At 73.9% G+C, this 16,563-nt stretch carries 12 protein-coding genes; 4 read left to right on the forward strand and 8 right to left on the reverse strand.

Features of this window, described 5'->3' with window-relative positions; genetic code table 11:
- Window positions 1-269: 269 nt before the first annotated feature.
- Window positions 270-1,703 carry a type I glutamate--ammonia ligase gene (gene glnA / locus ACFSHS_RS11175; RefSeq protein ID WP_376875421.1) on the reverse strand — a complete coding sequence of 478 codons (1,434 nt, stop codon included), beginning with the start codon at window positions 1,701-1,703 and terminating at the stop codon, window positions 270-272.
- 190 nt (window positions 1,704-1,893) lie between these two features.
- On the opposite strand from glnA, the gene ACFSHS_RS11180 reads away from it, so the two are divergent.
- Complete coding sequence (locus ACFSHS_RS11180; RefSeq protein ID WP_376875424.1) at window positions 1,894-2,313, forward strand: RDD family protein; 420 nt, start codon at window positions 1,894-1,896, stop codon at window positions 2,311-2,313.
- 57 nt (window positions 2,314-2,370) lie between these two features.
- Here ACFSHS_RS11180 and ACFSHS_RS11185 read toward each other — a convergent pair whose 3' ends face one another.
- The 3 genes from ACFSHS_RS11185 to ACFSHS_RS11195 all read right to left on the reverse strand — a co-directional run bounded on the left by ACFSHS_RS11185 (window position 2,371) and on the right by ACFSHS_RS11195 (window position 5,460).
- Entirely contained in the window at window positions 2,371-3,219 is an 849-nt protein-coding gene (locus ACFSHS_RS11185) for a DUF4191 domain-containing protein (protein ID WP_376875427.1), read from the reverse strand.
- 49 nt (window positions 3,220-3,268) lie between these two features.
- A complete protein-coding gene (gene lipA / locus ACFSHS_RS11190; protein ID WP_376875430.1) occupies window positions 3,269-4,243 on the reverse strand; it encodes a lipoyl synthase in 975 nt (324 codons plus the stop codon).
- Window positions 4,244-4,317: 74 nt separating this feature from the next.
- Window positions 4,318-5,460, reverse strand: coding sequence for a hypothetical protein (locus tag ACFSHS_RS11195; RefSeq protein ID WP_376875433.1), 1,143 nt, complete (start codon window positions 5,458-5,460; stop codon window positions 4,318-4,320).
- 115 nt (window positions 5,461-5,575) lie between these two features.
- Here ACFSHS_RS11195 and ACFSHS_RS11200 point away from each other — a divergent pair, with 115 nt between their 5' ends.
- Window positions 5,576-6,505, forward strand: a complete 930-nt coding sequence (locus ACFSHS_RS11200) for an LLM class F420-dependent oxidoreductase (protein WP_376875436.1) — start codon at window positions 5,576-5,578, stop codon at window positions 6,503-6,505.
- Between the two features lie 33 nt (window positions 6,506-6,538).
- Here ACFSHS_RS11200 and ACFSHS_RS11205 read toward each other — a convergent pair whose 3' ends face one another.
- Window positions 6,539-8,818 carry a putative bifunctional diguanylate cyclase/phosphodiesterase gene (locus tag ACFSHS_RS11205; RefSeq protein ID WP_376875439.1) on the reverse strand — a complete coding sequence of 760 codons (2,280 nt, stop codon included), beginning with the start codon at window positions 8,816-8,818 and terminating at the stop codon, window positions 6,539-6,541.
- Between the two features lie 280 nt (window positions 8,819-9,098).
- Between ACFSHS_RS11205 and leuS the strand changes: the two genes are divergently transcribed.
- Window positions 9,099-12,017: a leucine--tRNA ligase gene (gene leuS / locus ACFSHS_RS11210; RefSeq protein WP_376875442.1), complete on the forward strand. Its 2,919-nt coding sequence runs from the start codon at window positions 9,099-9,101 to the stop codon at window positions 12,015-12,017.
- Between the two features lie 159 nt (window positions 12,018-12,176).
- On the opposite strand, the gene lipB is transcribed toward leuS, so the two are convergent.
- Together lipB and ACFSHS_RS11220 are read right to left on the reverse strand one after the other, a co-directional pair.
- Window positions 12,177-12,839 carry a lipoyl(octanoyl) transferase LipB gene (lipB, locus tag ACFSHS_RS11215; RefSeq protein WP_376875445.1) on the reverse strand — a complete coding sequence of 221 codons (663 nt, stop codon included), beginning with the start codon at window positions 12,837-12,839 and terminating at the stop codon, window positions 12,177-12,179.
- A gap of 72 nt (window positions 12,840-12,911) precedes the next feature.
- Window positions 12,912-13,646, reverse strand: a complete 735-nt coding sequence (locus ACFSHS_RS11220; protein WP_376875448.1) for a Type 1 glutamine amidotransferase-like domain-containing protein — start codon at window positions 13,644-13,646, stop codon at window positions 12,912-12,914.
- 297 nt (window positions 13,647-13,943) lie between these two features.
- On the opposite strand from ACFSHS_RS11220, the gene ACFSHS_RS11225 reads away from it, so the two are divergent.
- Entirely contained in the window at window positions 13,944-15,599 is a 1,656-nt protein-coding gene (locus ACFSHS_RS11225) for a protein kinase domain-containing protein (protein ID WP_376875451.1), read from the forward strand.
- 16 nt (window positions 15,600-15,615) lie between these two features.
- On the opposite strand, the gene ACFSHS_RS11230 is transcribed toward ACFSHS_RS11225, so the two are convergent.
- Window positions 15,616-16,524, reverse strand: coding sequence for a TIGR01777 family oxidoreductase (locus ACFSHS_RS11230; protein WP_376875454.1), 909 nt, complete (start codon window positions 16,522-16,524; stop codon window positions 15,616-15,618).
- Window positions 16,525-16,563: the final 39 nt, after the last annotated feature.

Raw genomic sequence — 16,563 nt, forward strand, 5'->3', positions numbered from 1 at the left:
CCACGGGCGCCCCCGGCGTGGGAAGGGCGTCCGGCTCGGCGACGGGCGGCACCGCCCTGGCGTGGCTCCCTCGCACCCCCTCGACGGAAGAGTCGCGCAGCACCGAGTCCGGCACGGAAACGGGAGGACGACGACGGACACCTACGGGGAACCGTCGGCCGGACAGCGACGGGCCCGCACGGGCCGCCGGCACCGGCGGCCCGTGCGGACCCGTGGGGGACTGCTGGCGCTCGTGACGGGTGAACCTGTCGGTCAGCGCGACGTTCGACTCAGATGTCGTAGTACATCGCGAACTCGTGCGGGTGCGGGCGGAGACGGATCGGGTCGATCTCGTTCTCCCGCTTGTACTCGATCCACGTCTCGATCAGGTCGGGCGTGAACACGCCGCCGTCGATCAGGTACTCGTGGTCGACCTCGAGCCGGTCGAGGACGGCGTCCAGCGACGCGGGCACCTTCTCGATGCCCAGGGCCTCCTCGGGCGGCAGCTCGTAGAGGTCCTTGTCGACCGGCGCGGGCGGCTCGATCTTGTTCTTCACGCCGTCGAGGCCGGCCATCAGCATCGCCGAGAAGGCGAGGTAGGGGTTGGCCGACGGGTCGGGCACGCGGAACTCGATGCGCTTTGCCTTCGGGTTGTCGCCCGAGATCGGGATCCGGGTGCAGGCCGAGCGGTTGCGGGCCGAGTACACGAGGTTGATCGGCGCCTCGTAGCCGGGGACCAGGCGGTGGTAGCTGTTCACCGTCGGGTTGGTGAAGGCCAGCAGCGACGGCGCGTGCTTGAGGAGGCCACCGATGTAGTGCCGCGCCATGTCGGACAGGCCCGCGTAGCCGGTCTCGGCGTGGAAGAGCGGCTCGCCGTCCATCCAGAGGCTCTGGTGGCAGTGCATGCCGGAGCCGTTGTCACCGAAGAGGGGCTTGGGCATGAACGTGACGCTCTTGCCCGCGGCCCAGGCGGTGTTCTTCACGATGTACTTGAACAGCATGAGGCTGTCCGCCGACCGCAGCAGCGTGTCGAACTTGTAGTTGATCTCCGCCTGGCCGCCGGTGCCGACCTCGTGGTGGCCGCGCTCGAGCTCGAGCCCGGCACTGATCAGGTTGGTCATCATCGTCGCGCGCAGATCGCTCTGCTGGTCGTAGGGCTCCACGGGGAAGTAGCCGCCCTTGAGCCGGGCCTTGTACCCGCGGTTGGCGGCGCCGTCGGGGTCGGTCGAGGAGCCGGAGTTCCAGACGCCCTCGGCGGAGTCGATGTGGTAGTAGCCCTCGTTGATCGAGGTGTTGTAGCGGACCGAGTCGAAGATGTAGAACTCCGCCTCGGCGCCGAAGTAGGCGGTGTCGGCGATGCCGCTGGAGGCGAGGTACGCCTCCGCCTTCTTCGCCACGTTGCGCGGGTCGCGGCTGTAGGCCTCGCGCGTGATCGGGTCGTGGATGAAGAAGTTGACGTTCAGCGTCTTGTGCCGGCGGAACGGGTCGAGGAAGGCGCTGTTGGCGTCGGGCAGCAGCAGCATGTCCGACTCGTTGATCGCCTGGAAGCCGCGGATCGACGAGCCGTCGAAGCCGAGGCCCTCGGAGAACGTGTCCTCGCCGAAGGTCGACGCCGGGATGGTGAAGTGCTGCATGACGCCGGGGAGGTCGCAGAAGCGGACGTCGACGTACTCGACGTCGTTGTCGCGGATGTAGGCGGCGACCTCGTCGGGGCTGGTGAACATCGATCCTCCGGAATTGGGCGAACTACCGGACAGCAAGTTACGAGCGGGGAGTTGCCCCCCGGTGTCCCGAGTGTTTCGGACCGGTAACAACGCTCCCGGCGTGTCGTCGTAACGCCGCGGCCCCGTGCAGCCCCCGTCGCGGGCGTGCGAGTGGCGGGGGGCGCGGGGCCCTCTCACTAGGCTGCCGTGCATGGTCGGTGATGTGCAGCCACCCTCTCAGGGCCGCGTCCGCGGCGCCTCCCTGGGGCTGCCCGGCGAGGGGCCCGGATCCCTGGCGGACTTCGGCACCCGGGTGCTGGCCTTCTGCGTCGACGCACTGGGAGCGGCCCTCGTCGCGGGCCTGTTCACCGCGCCGGAGCTGCCCGGCAACTGGGCGCTGGCCGCCTTCGCCGCGATCACCGTCGTCACGCTGGTCGTCTTCGGGCAGACGCCGGGCATGCGCCTGCTGAAGCTCCGCATCGCCCATCCGCGGCCGGGTCAGCGGCTGGCGCCGTGGCGGGCCGTCGTCCGCACCGCGCTACTGTGCCTGCTGGTGCCGGCGCTGCTGGTCGACGGCGACGGCCGCGGGCTGCACGACCGCCTCACCCAGACCGCCGTCGTCCGGGAGTGAGCCCGGACGCGACCGGGCCCCGTCCGGATCGGACGGGGCCCGGTCGCGAGTCACGGCTCAGCTGCGGCGGCGGACCTGGCGCTGGCTGATGGACATCTGGCGCCCGCCCGGCATCGGCCCTCCGGGGACCGGCATCTTCGGCCCGCCGAGCGCGCTCATCCGGCGGGCCAGGGCGTTGACCTCGGCCCCGCTGAGGTTGCGGGGCAGCTTCATCACGTGCGTGCTCAGCTTGCGGAGCGGGATCTGGCCCTCCTCGTCGCCCACGACGATGTCGTAGATCGGGGTGTCGCCGACGACCCGCGCGACCTTCTTCTTCTCCTGGGCCAGCAGTCCACGCACCCTCGCCGGTACGCCCTCGGCCACCAGGATCACGCCGGGCCGGCCCAGCACGCGGTGGACGGCGTCCATCTGCTGCGTGCCGGCCACGCCGGACGTGACCCGCCAGTCACCGCGCATACCCTCCAGCACCCACGCGGCCGCACCGGGCTGCCCCTCCACCTGGCGGTAGGCCGAGCCCTGCGCGCGCCGGCCGAACACGATCAGCGCGGCGAGGCCACCGCTGACCAGGGCCAGCGGCAGGAAGATGAACGGGGAGTCGAGCAGGATGCCGATCAGCTCGACCACCGCGGCCACCGCCACGAACCAGATCAGCATGATCCAGGGCAGCTTGGGGTCGTTCCGCCGCGTCAGCGAGTAGGCCTGCTTGATCATGCGGGCCTGGCCGCCGAGCTTCTTCAGCCGCTGCTTCTTCGGCTGACCCTTCCGGTTCAGCTTGACCGGCTGGGCGCCCGGAGCCGACCCGCCGGAGGCCGCAGCGCCCGACGTGCGGCCGCGCCCACCGTCCTTCGGGCCGCGGCCGGCCTTGCCGCTCGGAGCGGTCGCGTCTGTGGGCTTGCTGCGTGCCATGTCCCCAGGATAGGGGCGCGCCACGCCGCGCCGGCCGACCTGCCCGAAGTCAGGCCTGGCGAGCGAGCCCGCGAGCCTCGATCGCCTGCTGGTACAGCCGCCCGGCGCGGTAGGAGCTGCGCACCAGCGGCCCGGCGAGCACCCCGGGGAAGCCGATCCGCTCGGCCTCGGCCTGGAAGTCGACGAACTCGTCGGGCTTGACCCACCGGACGACGGGGTGGTGGCGCGGCGAGGGACGCAGGTACTGGGTGATGGTGAGCAGGTCGCAGCCGGCGTCGTGCAGGGCCTGCATGGTCTCGACGACCTCGTGCGGCTCCTCGCCCATGCCGAGGATCAGGTTGGACTTCGTCACCAGGCCGGCCTCCCGCGCGGCGGTGATCACCGACAGCGAGCGGTCGAAGCGGAAGCCGGGCCGGATGCGCTTGAAGATCCGGGGCACCGTCTCCACGTTGTGCGCCAGCACCTCCGGCCGGGAGGAGAAGACCTCGGCCAGCTGGGCGGGGTCGGCGTTGAAGTCCGGGATCAGCAGCTCGACCCCGCAGCCGGGCAGCTGGGCGTGGATCTGGCGGACCGTCTCGGCGTAGAGCCAGGCGCCGCCGTCGGGCAGGTCGTCGCGGGCCACACCGGTGACCGTGGCGTACTTCAGGCCCATCGTGGCGACGCTCTCGGCCACCCGGCGGGGCTCGTCCGCGTCGAACGCGGCCGGCTTGCCGGTGTCGATCTGGCAGAAGTCGCAGCGCCGGGTGCACTGGTCGCCGCCGATGAGGAAGGTGGCCTCGCGGTCCTCCCAGCACTCGTAGATGTTGGGGCAGCCGGCCTCTTCGCAGACGGTGTGCAGGCCCTCGCGGCGGACCAGCGACTTCAGCTCGGTGTACTCGGGGCCGGTCCTCAGCCGGGTCTTGATCCACTCCGGCTTGCGCTCGATCGGCACCTGGCTGTTGCGCACCTCCAGGCGGAGGAGCTTGCGGCCGGCCGGCTCGATCGTCGATCCCGTAGAGGTCATCGGAACGGCCGGCTCACTCATGATCTCCACGGTACTCCGGACGCACGACGCCCCCGTCGCGCGAGGCGACAGGGGCGTCGGATGTGACGAGGTGCTCAGACCTGGCGGTCGTCCGGACCCGCGGTCGGGCCCGCGTCCGCGCCGCCGGCCCCGGACGTGAAGGGCTGGGGCGCGTCACTGCCGTTGACGGTGGCCGTGTCGGGGCCGTCGCCGTCGACGAGCTGGGCATCGCGCACGCCCATGTCGGACTCGGCCGGTGCGGAGTCGCCCGTGGTGTCGGCGGTGGACAGGGTCTTGCCGGAGGTGCTGTCGGGTGTGGGCACGGGGTCCTCTCGGTAGCTGGGCACCGGACCGTCGCCGGCGGGCGCGGGGGTCCAGACGTCGTCCTTCTTGCGGCGCAGGAGGACGAACACGGCCGTACCCACGGCGAGGAAGACGAACACCCACGGCCAGCGGCGGGGCTCCGGCGCGGCTCCGGTCCTGCGCGTGACCTGGGTGGCGGTGGCGGCGACCTTCTTCTCGAGCTCGCGGTGCTTCCTGGCGGCGACCTTGCGCGCCTTCTTGGCCCTCCTGCGTGCCTTGCGGGTCGACGCGGCCGCGGCGGCGGCGACCTCGGCCCGGCGGGCCTCCAGCTCGCTGCGCGCGCTCTCGACGCCGGCGGCGAGGGCCTCCTTGGCGCTCTCCAGCGCCGGCGTCACGGCGTCGCGAGCGGCGACGGCGCGGGGGACGGCGTACGCCAGGGCGGCGGTCTGCGCCGCCTCGAGCCGCGGGACGACGTCGTCCTGGAGCGCCTTCTGCGCCGCCTTCTGGGCCGCCTCGACGTGCGGCGCCAGATCGGCCGCGGCCGTGGCGGCGGCCGCCTGGGCCGCGGTCAGCGCGGAGGCCACCCGCGGGGCGGCCGCGTCCCGGGCCGCCTCGATGCGCGGGGTGAGCACCTCCCGGGCCGCCTCCACCCGCTCCCTCGCCGCCTCGACCCGCGGCGCCACGGCTTCCCGGGCGGTCGCGACCGCCGGCGCGGCCACTGCCGCCGCGGCGGCCACCTTCGGCACCACCTTCAGCGCGGCGGCCTTCTGGGCGGCGTCGAGCGCCGGCCCGGCCGCCTCCCGGGCCGCGGCCACCCGCGGCGCCAGCTGCTCGGCCGCGAGGCGGCCGGCTTCGGTGGCCGCCACCCCGATGTGGGCGAGACCTTCCTGGAGCTCGGCGCCGATGACCTGACCACGCGTCTGCTTGCGGAACACGAGCTGCACCTCCGAGTTGATCGTCTCGCGATCATCCTGCCCGGTCCGGAGGACCAGCACACCCCGAGTCGGAGCCGGACGGCGGCTTCCGAGGAGAACTGGCTAGCGTCGGGACGTGCAGCTGCGGATCTTCACCGAACCCCAGATGGGCGCCACCTACGACGACCTGCTCGCGGTCGCCCGGCGCACCGAGGAGACCGGCTTCGACGCCTTCTTCCGGTCCGACCACTACTTGACCATGGGCGGGGACGGGCTGCCCGGCCCCACCGACGCCTGGGTGACGCTGGGCGCGCTGGCCCGCGAGACGACCCGGATCCGCCTGGGCACGCTGATGACCGCGGCCACGTTCCGGCTGCCCGGTCCGCTGGCCATCTCGGTGGCGCAGGTCGACCAGATGAGCGGTGGCCGGGTGGAGCTCGGGATCGGATCGGGCTGGTACGAGGCCGAGCACGCTGCCTACGGCATCCCGTTCCCGCCGCTGGGGGAGCGGTTCGACCGCTACGAGGAGCAGCTGGCGGTCATCACCGGGCTGTGGAGCACACCGGTCGGGGAGACCTTCGACTTCGAGGGCGCGCACTACCGGATCGCCGGCTCGCCGGCGCTGCCCAAGCCGGTGCAGGACGGCGGCATCCCGCTGATCGTCGGCGGCAAGGGTTCGAAGCGCACGCCACTGCTGGCCGCGCGCTACGCCGGCGAGTTCAACGTGCCCTTCTCGTCCGTGGCGGACAACGCCCGCCTGTTCGCCGGCGTCCGCCGGGCCTGCGAGGAGGCCGGCCGCGATCCCGGCGCCATGGTCCACAGCTCGGCGCTGGTGCTGTGCGTGGGCAAGGACGAGGAGGAGATCGCCCGCCGGGCCGCCGCGATCGGACGCGAGGTGGGCGAGCTGCGGGAGCACGGCGTCGCCGGCACGCCGGCCGAGGCGGTCGACATCCTGGGGCGGTACGCCGAGGCGGGCGCCCAGCGGGTCTACCTGCAGGTCCTGGACCTCTCCGACCTCGACCACCTGGACCTGGTCGCGAGCGAGGTGGCGCCCCAGCTCGCCTGAGGAACCGCCTCCGCCGCTCCCGGCCGGGTGCGCTCAGGGCCGGGCCTGCTCCAGCAGGAAGGGCCGCGGTGTGGCCAGCCAGGTGAGGAAGTCGTCGACCGGCATGGGACGGGCGATGGCGTAGCCCTGGGCGACGTCGCAGCCCAGCTCCGCCAGGACGGCCGCTGTCGGGGCGTCCTCCACGCCCTCCGCGACGAGGCTGAGGCCCAGGTCGTGGGCGAGTGCCACGGTGTGCCGCACGATCGCCGCGGCCCGCGGGTCCCGACCGACGTCCTGGGTCAGGCTGCGGTCGAGCTTGAGCTCGTCGGCCGGCAGGGACCGCAGGTAGGCCAGCGAGCTGTACCCGGTTCCGTAGTCGTCGATCGACGTGCGCACGCCCAGGCGGCGCAGCTGGCCGAGCACCGTCCGGCCCCGCTCGGGGTCGCCCATGAGGGTGTCCTCCACCAGCTCCAGGGTGAGGGCCTGGGCGGGCAGCCCGTAGCGCACGAGCGCCAGCGCCACCTTGCTGGGCAGGTCGAGGTCGGAGACGTTGGCCGCCGACAGGTTGACCGAGACGGGGACCCGGGCCGATTCCCACCAGCCGGCGACCGCCCGCAGCGAGAGCTCGAGGACCGTGTCGGTCAGCGGGCGCAGGAGGCCCGCCTGCTCGGCCGCCGGCAGCAGCTGCGCGGGGGAGAGCAGTCCGCGGGTCGGGTGGTTCCAGCGCACCAGCGCCTCGACGCCGACGACCCGCCCGTCGGTGAGGTCGACCTGCGGCTGCAGGTGCACCAGGAGCTCGTCGTCGCGGGTCAGCGCCGTCCGGAGCTCCTCCATGGTGCGCAGCCGGTCACCGGTGCCTCCGTGCGGATCGGGCACGTACACGTGGACGCCCTCGCGACCGGCCTTGGCGGCGTACATGGCGATGTCGGCGCAGCGGAGCAGCTCCTGCACCGTGGCGGCCGGCACGGGTGCGGTGGCGACGCCGATGCTCACGCCCACGTGCAGCCGGATGCCCTCGACCGTGAAGGGCTGCAGCAGCAGCTGGCGGAGCCGTTCCGCCCGGTCCTGCGCCTCGTCCAGGCCGGCCTCCTCCAGGAGGACGGCGAACTCGTCCCCGCCGAGCCGGGCGAGCAGGTCGCCCGAGCGCAGCGCCCCCCGCAGCCGGGGACCCACCTGGCGGAGCAGGTCGTCACCGGCGTGGTGCCCCAGGCTGTCGTTGACCTCCTTGAAGCCGTCCAGGTCGAGCAGCAGCAGCGCGGCCGGCCGGCGCGCGGTCGTGCCGCTGAGCACGCGGCCGGCGTGCTCCAGCAGCGCCCGCCGGTTGGGCATGCCGGTGAGCTCGTCGGTGAGGGCCTGCTGCCTGACCTCGTTGAACGCCCGGACCTCGCGGAAGGTGATCGCCGTGCGGGCGAGCGCGGCGAGCACGGTGCCGACGGCCGACCACCCGGCGATGGGGGAGACCTGGTCACCCCAGCCGACGGCCAGCACCAGGAGGGCCGCCACGTTGCACGCCAGCGGAACGGCGAGGACCCGCCAGCCGACCCGGGAGCTGGCGTCGCTGCCCGGCTCCGGGCGGTGGTCGGCGGGCCGGCTCACGTGCGCGGCGACCGCGGTGAGGGAGACACCGACCAGCCAGGTGAGGTCGAGGGGACCGCCCTCGACGTAGACGCCCTGCGTGGCCAGGTTCAGGTAGACGACGTCGCCGACCAGCGTGATCAGGATCCCGGCGCCCACGAGCTGGAGGGCGCGGTCACGGCGGATGCCGAAGATGGCGGTGCCGGCCACCAGCAGCGCCAGCAGGACGACGTCGGCCAGGGGGTAGGCCAGGCTGGTCACGACGGCGGCCATCGTGCCCTCGGTCAGCTCCAGGGCGGGACCGAGGAGCACCGCGGCGGCCACCGCGGCCGCTCCCAGGGCACCGATGAGGCCGTCGAGCCACATGCTCGGGTGGAACCTGGGGACGCGGGACCGGACGAGCCCGACCAGCATGACGTAGACCCCGCCGTAGTAGGCGAGGTAGAAGGCGTCGGCGATCGACGGGAAGGGCTCGTCGGGCATGCGGGCGATGACCGTCGTGTAGACGACGTTCGCTGCGATGCCCAGGACGAGGGCGGTCGCCATCCCGGCCCAGGCCACGCGTTCCGCGCGCCCTCGACGGGCGGCCTGCACGCACACGCCCAGGCCCCCGAGGTAGACGAGGTTGTACAGCACGAGGTCGTAGAAGACGCCCCACGCGTCGCCGTCTGGCCGGGCGAGGACCCCCGTCGCGAAGACGCCGAGGGCGAGGAGGGTCACGACGAGGTACAGCCGCGACCACGGCAGGCCACGCCTCACCGGCGGGTGTTCGTCGTGCACATGACGCTGATCGGCGGGAATCCAGCGCGATCGGAGCCGGTACCGCGGTGGCTCCCTCCTGAGGGTGAGGCCCGCGCACCGGAACGCGGCGGCGTCCGCGGGGCGCCTCGCGGTAGGCTCCGGACGTGACCGGCCGGCTGTCGCTTCCCCGGCCGTGCTGATCTGACCGATCGGACAGCACGGCTACCCCTCCATGCGTGAGGGGTTTTTTTCTGCCCGCCGCCGGTACGAGAGCCTCGAGGACCCAGGAGCACCAGCGATGAGCCAGACCGCCGACCAGCCCAACGCCGAGCAGGTGCCGGGTGACGTGCCCCCGTACCGCTACACGCCGGCGCTGGCCCAGCAGATCGAGCTGGCCTGGCAGGACCGCTGGGCGGCCGAGGGGACGTTCCACACGCCCAACCCGGTCGGCCGGCTGAGCGCGGGCTTCGAGCGGGTGGCCGACCGGCCCAAGTTCTTCGCGATGGACATGTTCCCCTATCCCTCGGGCGCCGGTCTGCACGTCGGGCACCCGCTGGGCTACCTGGGCACCGACGTCACCAGCCGGTTCCGCCGGATGGACGGCGACAACGTGCTGCACCCGATGGGCTACGACGCGTTCGGCCTGCCCGCCGAGCAGTACGCCGTCCAGACCGGGCAGCACCCACGGATCACGACCGAGCAGAACATCGCCGCCATCAGGGCGCAGCTGCGCCGGCTGGGCGTCGACCACGACGAGCGCCGCAGCTTCGCGACCATCGACCCGGGCTACTACAAGTGGACCCAGTGGATCTTCCTGCAGATCTTCGGCTCGTGGTTCGACGAGCAGGCCGGGAAGGCCCGCCGCATCGAAGAGCTGGTCGCCGAGCTGGACGCCGGCACCCGCGAGCCCGCCGCCGGCACCAATCCGTCCGGACGGCCCTGGGCCGAGCTGGACGACGTGGAGCGGCGCAAGGTCGTCGACGCGCACCGGCTGGCCTACCTGCACGAGGCGCCGGTCAACTGGTGCCCGGGCCTGGGCACGGTCCTGTCCAACGAGGAGGTCACGCCCGACGGGCGGTCCGAGCGCGGCAACTTCCCGGTGTTCCGGCGTCCGCTCACCCAGTGGATGATGCGGATCACCGCCTACGCCGACCGCCTGCTGGCCGACCTGGACCGTCTGGACTGGCCCGAGTCGCTGAAGCTGATGCAGCGCAACTGGATCGGCCGCTCGACGGGAGCGCGGATCCGGTTCGCCGTCGGGGCGGCGGGGCGGGGGGACGACGCAGCCGGCGAGACCATCGAGGTCTTCACCACCCGGCCCGACACCCTGTTCGGCGCCACCTACATGGTCCTGGCCCCCGAGCACCCGCTGGTCGAGACGCTGACCGCGGCCGCCTGGCCGGACGGCGCCGACCCGCGGTGGACCGGAGGTGCTGCCACTCCCGGGGAGGCGGTGCGGGCCTACCAGCGGCAGGCGTCCCGCCGCTCCGAGCTGGACCGCCAGAACGAGGCGCGGGAGAAGACCGGCGTCTGGCTGGGCGTCACCGCTGTTAATCCGGTCAACGGCCGCGAGCTGCCGGTGTTCATCGCCGACTACGTGCTGACCGGCTACGGCACCGGCGCGATCATGGCCGTGCCGGGCGAGGACGCCCGCGACTTCGAGTTCGCGGAGGTGTTCGGGCTGCCGGTGGTGCGCACCGTCCAGCCACCGGAGGGGTTCGAGGGCGGCGCGTACACCGGCGCCGGCCCGATGATCAACTCGGCGAACGAGGAGATCTCGCTGAACGGCCTGGACAAGGCCACCGCCATCGCCACCATCACCGACTGGCTGGTGGCCCACGGGCACGGCGAGGCGACGACCACCTACAAGCTGCGGGACTGGCTGTTCAGCCGGCAGCGCTACTGGGGCGAGCCGTTCCCGATCGTCTACGACGAGGACGACCTGCCCGTCGCCGTCCCGACGTCGATGCTGCCGGTGCTGCTGCCCGAGGTCGACGACTACTCGCCGAAGACCTTCGCCGACGACGACGCCGACTCCGCTCCGGAGCCGCCGCTGTCGCGGGCCACCGACTGGACGACGGTCGAGCTGGACCTGGGCGACGGCCCGCGGAAGTACCGCCGCGAGACCAACACGATGCCCAACTGGGCAGGGTCGTGCTGGTACTACCTGCGCTACCTGGACCCGGGCGACGACGCGCAGATGGTCGACCCGGAACTGGAGAGGTACTGGCTGGGCCCGCGCGGCGAGGGGGACGTCGGCGGCGTCGACCTGTACGTGGGTGGCGTCGAGCACGCCGTCCTGCACCTGCTGTACGCGCGCTTCTGGCACAAGGTGCTGCACGACCTGGGGCACGTCTCCAGCGAGGAGCCGTTCCGCCGGCTGGTCAACCAGGGCTACATCTCTGCCTACGCCTACACCGACGAGCGCGGCTTCTACGTGCCCGCGGCCGAGGTGGTGGAGAAGGACGGGAAGTTCTTCCACGACGGCAAGCCGGTCAACCGGGAGTACGGCAAGATCGGCAAGAGCCTGAAGAACATGGTCACCCCCGACGAGATGATCGGGGCGTACGGAGCCGACACGTTCCGGGTCTACGAGATGTCGACCGGCCCGCTGGACCAGTCGCGGCCGTGGGAGACCAAGGCCGTGGTCGGGTCGCAGCGGCTGCTGCAGCGGATCTGGCGCGTCGTCGTCGACGAGCGGACCGGTGTGGTGCGCGCCGTCGACGACGTCGAGCCCGGCGAGGACACCCTGCGTGCCCTGCACCGCACCGTCGCGGGGGTCCGCGACGGGTTCTCGACGCTGCGGTTCAACATCGCCATCGCGCGGATCACCGAGCTGACCAACCACCTGACCCAGACGTACGGGGCGGAGTCACCGGTCCCGCGCTCGGTCGTCGAGCCGTTGGTCCTGCTGGTGGCGCCGCTCGCCCCCCACATGGCCGACGAGCTGTGGTCGCGGCTGGGTCATGACGGATCCTGCGCCTGGCACCCGTTCCCGGTGGCCGACGAGCGGTGGCTGGTGGAGGACACCGTGCAGGTGGCGGTGCAGGTGAACGGCAAGGTGCGGTCGCAGGTCAGCGTGCCGGCCGACGCCGACGCGGCCGCCCTGGAGGCCGCCGCGCGCGCCGACGAGAAGATCGCCGGCTACCTCGCCGGCGCCACCGTTCGCCGCGTCGTCGCCGTCCCCGGCCGGCTGGTCAACTTCGTGCTCGGCTGAGCCGGCGCGGTCCGAGGCGCTCCGGCGCGACCGCGGCTCCCCGGTGCGGGGAGCCGCGGTCACCGGGCACGGACGGGGATCGTCCGGTGCCCTCGCGCGCTGCCTCGGGGATGACGTGCCGGAGGCCGCAGGGGGCGGTGCTGCCGCGCAGCGCCGCCGTCAGCGCGTGGCGGGCTCGGGCTCGAAGGCCAGGACCCTGCGCATGGCCGACTCCACCGGCTCCAGGGCCTGGGCCGTGGAGATGTCGCGGCCCAGCTCGGCCGACAGGGAGGTGACGCCCGCGTCGGGGATCCCGCAGGGGACGATCGCTCCGAAGGCGGCCAGGTCGGGGTCGCAGTTGAGCGCGAAGCCGTGCATCGTCACGCCGCGGGCCACCCGCACCCCGATCGCGGCGACCTTCCGCTCGGGCCGGAACCCGGTGCCCGGGGCGTCGGCGGCCACCCACACCCCGCTGCGCCCCTCGACGCGCCCGGTCGCCAGCCCGAAACCGGCGCAGACCTCGATCAGCGCCTCCTCGAGCCGGCGCACGTACGCGACGACGTCGACGGGGTCGGGCAGCGCGACGATCGGATAGCCGACCAGCTGACCGGGGCCGTGCCACGTGATCTTGCCGCCTCGGTCGACGTCGACGACGGGCGTGCCGTCGAGCGGCCGCTCGTGCGGCTCGGTGCGGCGCCCGGCCGTGTAGACGGAGGGGTGCTCGAGCAGCAGCAAGGTGTCGGGAACCTCGCGGGCGACCCGCTGCCCGTGCAGCTCGCGCTGCTGCGCCCACGCCTGCTCGTAGGGAACCGTGCCCGCCCGGATGATCTGCAGCTCCGACACGCCCCCAGCCTATAGAAGTGACCCCGTTCCCCTCACCGCGCGCAGGTTCGCGGCGAGCCTCTACACGGGGCCTCAGCCGAGCCGGCGCGGCTCCACCCGGATCTCGACCGCGGTGCCGCCGGGGCCGCGTTCGACACGGTATGCCGCCGCGTCGGCGCGGTCGGCCACCGCCTCGACCAGCTGCGTGCCCCGGTACACCAGTCCGACGCCGTCGTCGGTGGCGTGGCCCCCCGGGAGGGTGCCGTCGGCGACCAGGCGGTGGTACAGCGGGCGGCGCTGTTCCTCGGAGTCGTGGTGCACCCCGTTCGACGTCGGGATGAACCCCAGCCCGTCGGTGACCGGGCGCAGGTCGGGACCGTAGGAGTCGGTGGTGCCGCCGACGTGCCAGCACAGCGACCCGGCCGACACCCCACCCAGCACGACGCCGGCGCGCCAGCATTCGGCGAGCACCGGGTCCAGGCCGTGCACCCGCCACACGGCGAGCAGGTTGGCCACGCTGCCGCCACCGACCCAGACGACGTCCTGGGCCAGCAGGTGCGCCCGGACGTCGGCGACCGTCGGCATCGGGAAGAGACTGAGGTGGCTGACCTCGACCGCGCTGCCGGCGAAGGCCCCGTACACGCCGGCCAGCCGCACCGGGTCGTCGCCGGTGGCGGTGCCCAGGTAACAGAGCTTCGGGCGTGCCGGCGCGCCCGCGAGGTCGATGGCGAGGCCGAACACCGGCCCCGGCCGCCAGTCGTAGGGCCCCCGACCACGGGAGGCGAATCCCATGCTCGTGGCGAGGATCGTGGGCGCGGACGCGGGCATCGGCGGGCTCTCCGGTCGTCGGGGCGGGCGGGCGGACGGGCGCAGGGCGCGGAGGACGGCGCGGGCGGTGCGGGCGCCGCTGGCCATCGCGCCCTGGACGGCCCGCCGACGCCAGGCGGGTGGCCGCCGACAGCCCGGCAGCCCGGCCCCGCCGACGACCACCTCGGCCGCAGCGACATCGCCCGACGGTATCCGGGCGCGCAGGCCCGGCACCCACACCCACCCGACCTGGGAATCGTGTCGTCGGCTGTGGACAGCCGGAGCGGAACGTGGCCGGCGCCGCCTACGGTCGCCGACATGCCTGCCGCCGTCCCACCCGCGGAAGCGGACGCCGTCCCGCCGCCGCCCGTGCCGGGCTACACGCTCCAGGATCTGCTGGGTCGCGGCGGATCGGGAGAGGTGTGGCGGGCGGTGAGCCGCAGGGGCGGCGACGCCGTCGCCGTGAAGGTGCTGGTGGCCGGCGACCCCGAGCGGCAGGCCCGCGAGGCGGCGCTGCTCGGCGAGCTCGACCATCCTCATCTGGTCCGCCTGATCGAGGTGGTGCACCAGCCCCGGCGCGGCGGCGCTCCCCGCGTGGCTCTCGTCCTCGAGCTGCTCGGCGGCGGCAGCCTCGCGGCACTCCTGGCCCGGCGCGGACGCCTGCGGCCGGGGGAGGTGGTGACGGCGATCGCGCCGGTGGCCGCTGCCCTGGCCCACGCCCACGACCGCGGGATCGTCCACGGCGACCTCTCCCCGGGCAACATCGTCTTCACGGCGGAGGGCCGGCCGGTGCTGACCGACCTGGGGGTGGCCCGCGTGCTGGGGGAGGCGGCGGCCGCGGAGGTCACGCCTCCCTACGTCGACCCGACCGTGGCCCGCGGCGGTGCGCCCGGGCCCGCCTCCGACGTGTTCGGGATCGCGGCCGCCGCCTTCCACGCGCTGACCGGCGTCGCTCCCTGGAACGCGGCCACCACGGCCGAAACGCTCGCGGTGGCGGCGGCCGGCCAGCTCCCCGACCTGACCGAGCTGGCGCCGGACGCGCCACCGGAGCTGATCGCGGTGATCGGCCGCGGGCTCGCCGCCGATCCCCACGACCGTGGGTCCGCGGCGGCCTTCGCCCTCGACCTGCGGCACGCCTGCCGTCCGGAACCCGTGCGGTTGCCGGCCGACGGCGTGGCGACGAGGGAGCTCGCGCGGACCGGTCGGGGTCCCCGGACCGAGCTGACCCATCAGGTCCCGGGCCGTCGGCCGCGGCCGGCCCCCGTCGTCGCCGCTCCTCCCGGTCGGTGGGAGCGCTGGTCCACCGCAGTGCGCGAGGGGGCGGGCTCGCCGGCACGGACGGCCGCAGGCGCGTCAGTCGCGGTGGTCGTCGCGGCCCTGCTCGTCGTCGGCTGGCTGTGGCTCGGCGCGGAGCGGAGGAGCGGCGGAGCGCCGGACGACAGCCCGGTGACGACGGTCGCCGCGGAGGCCACGGCGGTGCCCCGAGCACAGCGCGGCACGGGGACGGCCGGCGGCGGTGCCGGGACGCCGCCCGCCGCGGAGACCACTCCCGGGGCCGACCGGCGGGTGACCCCTGACTCGGTCGAGGAATGGCGGGCGGTGGTCACGGACCTGTACGACCGCCGGGCGGCCGCTCTCACGGCCGCCTCCCCGGAGGGACTGGAAGAGGTGTACGCGCCGGGCAGCCCGCTGCGGGGCCCCGACGAGGAGCACGCCCGAGCACTGGCGGGGGCGGGGGCGGTGCTCCGGGGGTTCGCCCCGACGGTCCTCGCGGTGACCGCGGCCGAGGTGCGCGGCGATCGCGTCGAGCTGGACCTGGTGGACCGCTGGCGGAGCTACGACGTCGTCCCCGCTGCCGACCCCGACGGGGCCGCGGTGCGCACGCTGCCCGGTCGGCCGGCGGCCGGCGTGCGCATGGTGCTCGTGCGCAGCGGCGAGGGGTGGCGGATCGAGACCGCGCAGCGGCTGGCGTGAGTGCCGGCGGCCCGGGTCAGTTCCGGGCGAGGGCCACCCGGAGGGCCTCGCCGAGCTCGGTGTGCGTGAACCGGAAGCCGGACTCGAGCAGCTTCGCCGGAACGGCCCGCTGTCCGCCGAGGACGCTCGCCCGGCCGAACTCGCCCAGGCCCGCGGAGATCGCGAACGCCGGCACCGGCAGCACCGTCGGTCGGCGCAGCACCCGGCCGAGCTCGCGGGTGAACTCGGCGTTGGTCGCCGGGGTCGGTGCGGTCACGTTCACCGGGCCGGAGAGGTCGGTGGTGAGCACGTGCCGGATCGCGTCGATCTCGTCCCGCAGGCTGATCCACGGCCAGTACTGCCGGCCGGAGCCCAGTCGCCCCCCCAGCCCGAGGCGGAACACGAGGCCGAGGACCTTCACGAGCATGGCTTCCCGGCCCAGCACCAGACCCGTCCGCAGGAGCACCACTCGCACCCCCGACTCCGCGGCCGGTGCCGTCGCGCCCTCCCACTGCACGCACAGCCGGGCGAGGAAGTCCTGCCCCGGCGGCGCGTCCTCCCGGATCAGCGCGTCACCGGTGTCGCCGTAGTAGCCGATGCCGGAGGCGTTCACCAGTACCCGCGGACGGGCGGGGTCGGCCGCGGTGGCCGCGGCGAGTGCCTCCGCGATGGTGCTGGTGGCGTCGAGCCTGCTGGCGACCAGTTGCTCCCGGTACCCCCGCGTCCACGGGCGTGGCCGGATCGGCTTCCCCGCCAGGTTGACCACCGCGTCGACGTCGGCCAGCAGGGCGGGGTCGATCCGGCGGTGCTGCGGAGCCCACCGGTGCTCCTCCGCGGTGCGTGGCGTGCGCCGCACCAGTTGCATCACGTCGTGCCCGTCCGCACGCAGGGCCGGGACCAGGGCCGACCCGATGAGCCCGGAGGCCCCGGACACGGCGATCTTCAACGACTCTCCCGGGGGAGCGGGCGACGGCGGGCCCCCGGG

The organism is Blastococcus deserti, from assembly GCF_042682525.1.
GTDB lineage: Bacteria > Actinomycetota > Actinomycetes > Mycobacteriales > Geodermatophilaceae > Blastococcus_B > Blastococcus_B deserti.

Excerpts from the sequence above, each read along its gene's own strand:
- ACFSHS_RS11225 (WP_376875451.1), top strand. The coding sequence starts at position 13,944 with ATGCCTGCCGCCGTCCCACCCGCGGAAGCGGACGCCGTCCCGCCGCCG.
- ACFSHS_RS11185 (WP_376875427.1), bottom strand. The coding sequence starts at position 3,219 with ATGGCACGCAGCAAGCCCACAGACGCGACCGCTCCGAGCGGCAAGGCC.
- ACFSHS_RS11180 (WP_376875424.1), top strand. The coding sequence starts at position 1,894 with ATGGTCGGTGATGTGCAGCCACCCTCTCAGGGCCGCGTCCGCGGCGCC.
- ACFSHS_RS11220 (WP_376875448.1), bottom strand. The coding sequence starts at position 13,646 with ATGCCCGCGTCCGCGCCCACGATCCTCGCCACGAGCATGGGATTCGCC.
- leuS (WP_376875442.1), top strand. The coding sequence starts at position 9,099 with ATGAGCCAGACCGCCGACCAGCCCAACGCCGAGCAGGTGCCGGGTGAC.
- glnA (WP_376875421.1), bottom strand. The coding sequence starts at position 1,703 with ATGTTCACCAGCCCCGACGAGGTCGCCGCCTACATCCGCGACAACGAC.
- lipA (WP_376875430.1), bottom strand. The coding sequence starts at position 4,243 with ATGAGTGAGCCGGCCGTTCCGATGACCTCTACGGGATCGACGATCGAG.